This window comes from Rhizobacter sp. P2_D12, from assembly GCF_056404395.1.
On sequence record NZ_JBFUEB010000210.1, the window covers coordinates 1 to 4,444 of the forward strand.

Annotated in this window: 5 protein-coding genes; all 5 read left to right on the plus strand. The window is 73.0% G+C overall.

The window, feature by feature from the left end:
• The coding region (locus AC1DYN_RS31575; RefSeq protein WP_477966600.1) for a formate dehydrogenase accessory protein FdhE at nucleotides 1-700 on the plus strand (700 nt) is incomplete at its 5' end.
• Nucleotides 700-2,145, plus strand: coding sequence for an L-seryl-tRNA(Sec) selenium transferase (gene selA, locus AC1DYN_RS31580; RefSeq protein ID WP_477966602.1), 1,446 nt, complete (start codon nucleotides 700-702; stop codon nucleotides 2,143-2,145). The genes AC1DYN_RS31575 and selA, both read left to right, overlap by 1 nt.
• 76 nt (nucleotides 2,146-2,221) lie before the next feature.
• Complete coding sequence (locus AC1DYN_RS31585) at nucleotides 2,222-3,340, plus strand: acyl-CoA dehydrogenase family protein (RefSeq protein ID WP_477966604.1); 1,119 nt, start codon at nucleotides 2,222-2,224, stop codon at nucleotides 3,338-3,340.
• A gap of 11 nt (nucleotides 3,341-3,351) precedes the next feature.
• Nucleotides 3,352-4,212 (plus strand): phosphate/phosphite/phosphonate ABC transporter substrate-binding protein, encoded by an 861-nt coding sequence (locus tag AC1DYN_RS31590; RefSeq protein WP_477966606.1) that lies wholly within the window; start codon nucleotides 3,352-3,354, stop codon nucleotides 4,210-4,212.
• A partial coding sequence (locus AC1DYN_RS31595; RefSeq protein ID WP_477966608.1) for a sulfurtransferase TusA family protein occupies nucleotides 4,190-4,444 on the plus strand: 255 nt, incomplete at its 3' end. The genes AC1DYN_RS31590 and AC1DYN_RS31595, both read left to right, overlap by 23 nt.

Consider the following 4,444-nt stretch of genomic DNA (forward strand, 5'->3'; position numbering starts at 1 on the left):
CGACGGCCTGCGGCGCCTGCTCGACGGCCTGCTGCCGCGCCTGGCCGACAGCCCGGCGCTGGCCGGCGTGCGCGCGCTGCAGCAATCGGCGCGTGACGACGCCTGGCTCGAACAGCAGGCCGACCGCCTGCTCCACGGCGTGATGCTGGGGCTCGACCTGGCGGCCGCGCCGCTGATCGCCGCCGGGCTGCAGGTGTACTGGACGCAGCTGGTGCTGGCGACGCAGGATGCGCGCGGCGCCGACCGCCTGCCGCCCTTCGGCCGCACCGACGACGCGACGCTGTGCCCGTGCTGCGGCAGCCGCCCCACCGCCAGCGTGTCGCGCATCGGCGGCGGCGATGCCGGTTTCCGCTACTTGCATTGCGCGCTGTGCTCCGTACAGTGGCACATGGTGCGCATCAAGTGCACGCACTGCCAGGGCACCAAGGGCATCCATTACCAGTCGCCGCAGCGGCTCGATGCGGCCACCACCGAGGCCAAGCCGGCCGTCGAGGCCGAGACCTGCGACGAATGCGGGCACTACCTGAAGATCGTCCACATGGAACGCGATGCGCATGTCGAACCGGTGGCTGACGACCTGGCGTCGCTGACGCTGGACCTGCTCGTCAGCGAGGCCGGCTTCCAGCGGCACGGGGTCAACCTGATGCTGCTGTTCGGCGATCCGGACGCGCCGCCCGGCGACGACGGCGGAGGCGGCTGATGACCGCGCCCGACGAGTCCGTGGTCCACGGCTCGAAGGCGAGGCCCTCCGATCTGCCTTCGATCGACAAGCTGCTGCGCGCGGACGGCGTGCGGCCCCTGCTCGATGCCCACGGCCACACGCTGGTGGCGACCGAGGCGCGAGCGCTGCTCGACGGCCTGCGCGCGCAGGCGCTGGCCGGGGTGCTGGCCGGCGCTGCCGTGCGGCCCGACGCGCTGGCCGCCGCGCTGGCCGACCGCGTGCAAGCCCGCCTTGCGCCGCGGCTGCGCACGGTGCTGAACCTGACCGGCACCGTGATCCACACCAACCTCGGCCGTGCGCTACTGGCCGACGCCGCGCTGCAGCACCTGCTGGCGGTGATGGCCGCGCCGAACAACCTGGAGTACGACCTCGACAGCGGCGGCCGCGGCGATCGCGACACGATCGTCGAGGAGCTGCTGTGCACGATCACCGGCGCCGAGGCGGCCACGGTGGTCAACAACAACGCCGCCGCGGTGCTGCTGACGATCGCCGCGCTGGCGCGCGAGCGCGAGGTCATCGTGTCGCGCGGCGAGCTGGTCGAGATCGGTGGCGCGTTCCGCATGCCCGACGTGATGGCCAGCGCCGGCGCGCACCTGGTCGAGGTCGGCACGACCAACCGCACGCATGCGCGCGACTACGAGCAGGCGATCACCGAGCGCACCGGGCTGCTGATGAAGGTGCACACCAGCAATTACGCGGTGCAGGGCTTCACCTCGGCCGTCGACGAGGCGACGCTGGCCGGCATCGCGCACGTGCGCGGGTTGCCGCTGGCCACCGACCTGGGCAGCGGCTCGCTGGTCGACCTGGCGCTGTACGGCCTGCCGCGCGAGCCGCTGCCGCAGGAGATGCTGGCCGCCGGCTGCGACGTCGTCACCTTCTCCGGCGACAAGCTGCTGGGCGGGCCGCAGGCGGGGCTGATCGTCGGCAGCAAGGCGGCGGTCGGCCGCATCCGCAAGTACCCGATGAAGCGCGCGCTGCGCATGAGCAAGCTGCCGCTGGCGGCCCTCGAAGCGACGCTGCGGCTGTACCTGCGGCCCGAGCGGCTGGTGCATGACCTGCCGACGCTGCGGCTGCTGACGCGTCCGGCCGACGCGATCCGCGCCATGGCGCAGCAGCTGCAACCGGCGCTGGCGGCGGCGGTGGCGCCGCGCTTCGGCGTCGAGGTGGTCGAGCTGCTGGGCCAGATCGGTTCGGGCTCGCTGCCGGTCGAGCGGCTGCCGTCGGCCGGCCTGGCGATCGCGCCGGCAGGCACGGCGAAGAAAGGCATCGGCACGGCGCTCGAGGCCTTGGCCGCCGCGCTGCGCGCGCTGCCGCAGCCGGTGATCGGGCGCATCGCGCAAGACCGCCTGCTGCTGGACCTGCGCTGCCTGGAGGACGCTGCCTTGTTCACGACCCAGCTGCCAGCGCTGCACGACTTGTTGTAGCCCGGATGCCAATCCGGGTTCTTCTCGACGTTCCCGGAGTGGCATCCGGGAGGCCCTTGAACCCACAGGAGACGCGATGACCACCCCGCTCGACACGCTCGCCCGCATCGTCACCGACACCGTGGAGCCGCTTGCGCTGCGCACCGACCGAGAGGGCCGCTTCCCGCGAGAGACGATCACGGCGCTGGGCGAGGCCGGGCTGCTGGGCCTCGCATCGGCAACCACCGTCGGTGGCCTGGGCCTGGGCATGAAGGAGGCCAGCCAGGTCGTCTCGCGCCTCGCGCAGGCCTGCCCGTCGACCGCGATGATCGCCTGCATGCACTACTGCGCGGTCGCGGTGATCGAGCAATCCGGCAAGCAGCCGGTGCGCGAAGCGATCGCACGCGGCAAGCACCTGAGCACGCTGGCGTTCTCGGAGGCCGATTCGCGCAGCCATTTCTGGGCGCCCACCGGCACCGCGCGCGCCGACGGCAGCGCGGTGGTGCTCGACGCGCGCAAGAGCTGGGTCACATCCGCCTTCGAGGCCGACAGCTACGTCTGGTCGAGCAAGCCGCTCGCGGCCGACGGCGCGAGCACGCTGTGGTTCGTCGACGCGAAGCAGGACGGCCTGAGCCAACCCGGCGCGTTCGACGGCCTGGGCCTGCGCGGCAACGCGTCGACGCCCATCACCGCGCGCGGCGTGCGCATTGCCGCGAGCGACCGGTTGGGCGAGGACGGCAAGGGCTTCGACGCGATGATGGGCGTGGTGCTGCCGTGGTTCGCGGTGCTCAGCGCGTCGTGCTCGACGGGGCTGATGGACGGTGCGCTGTCGCGGGCGATCGCCCACGTCGGCAGCACGCGGCACCTGCACCTGGACAGCTCGCTGGCCGACCTGCCGACGATCCGCGCCTACCTCGCCAAGGCCCGCATCCAGGCCGACATGGCGCAGGCGCTGCTGGACGACACGCTGGCCGCGATCACCGGCGGGCGGGCCGACACGATGCTGCGCGTGCTGCAGGTCAAGGCCGCCGCCGCCGAGGCGGCACTGCAGGTGACCGACACCGCGATGCGGGTGTGCGGGGGTGCGGCGTTCCGCAAGGAGGCGGGCATCGAGCGGCTGTTCCGCGATGCGCGCGCCGCCAGCGTGATGGCGCCGACCTCGGACGTGCTGTACGACTTCATCGGCAAGGCCGTCACCGGCCTGCCGCTGTTCTGAGGGAGCGACCGATGACCGATTCCACGCTCGTCATGGGCGCCGTGGCCTACGCGCCCAAGGTCGTGACGATCTGGGAGGGCTTCAAGGCCTTCTTCGCGCGCCACGGGCTGGCCTTCGACTACCTGCTGTACTCCAACTACGAGCGCCAGGTCGAGGCGCAGTTCGACGGCAGCATCCACCTGGCCTGGAACTCGCCGCTCGCGTGGGTGCGCGCGCAGCGCATCGCCCGCGCGCGCGGCGAGGCGGTGCAGGCGGTGGCGATGCGCGACACCGACTGCGACCTGCATTCGGTGATCGTCGTGCGCGCCGACAGCCCGGTGCGCGAGCTGGCCGGGCTGCGCGGCAAGGCGGTGGGCAGCGGCGCGATCGACTCGCCGCAGGCGACGCTGATCCCGCTGGACCACCTGCGTGCCGCCGGGCTGGTGGCGGGGCGGGATTTCCGGCTGCGGCGCTTCGACGTGCTGGGCGGCAAGCATGGCGACCACATCGGCGGCGAGCGCGATGCGGCCGTCGCGCTGCTGGCCGGCGAGGTCGACGCCTGCTGCCTGATCGACGGCAACCACCTGGCGTTCGGCCTCGACGGCACGCTGCCGGCCGGCAGCACGCGCATCGTCGCGCGCACCGACGCCTTCGACCATTGCAACTTCACGACCAGCCCGGGAGCGCCGGCCGCGTCGATCGATCGCTTCACGTCGCTGCTGCTGGCGATGCGCTGGGACGACCCGCAGGTGCGGCCGCTGCTGGAGCTCGAAGGCCTGCGCGAATGGCGCACCGGCCGCACCAGCGGCTACGCGCTGCTGGAGCGCGCGGTCGACGACGAACGGTTCTACAGCCAGGACGGGCGCATCCTTGCCACCGACTATCGATATTGAATCGCTCGGGCTGGACCAGGGCGCGCTGCTGCTGATCCGCCGCGCGCTGCGGGGGCTGGCCGCCGGCGAGGTGCTGCGCGTGCGCGGGCGGGCCGAGGGCTGGGACACCCATCTCGCGGCCTGGTGCCGGCAGCAGGGCCATGCGCTGCGCATCGACCACGATGCCGGCGGGCGGCTGCAGGCCTGGGTGACGCGCGGCGCGTCGGCGGGCGGGCGCTGGCAGGGCGCGCAG

Excerpts from the sequence above, each read along its gene's own strand:
- selA (WP_477966602.1), top strand. The coding sequence starts at position 700 with ATGACCGCGCCCGACGAGTCCGTGGTCCACGGCTCGAAGGCGAGGCCC.
- AC1DYN_RS31585 (WP_477966604.1), top strand. The coding sequence starts at position 2,222 with ATGACCACCCCGCTCGACACGCTCGCCCGCATCGTCACCGACACCGTG.
- AC1DYN_RS31590 (WP_477966606.1), top strand. The coding sequence starts at position 3,352 with ATGACCGATTCCACGCTCGTCATGGGCGCCGTGGCCTACGCGCCCAAG.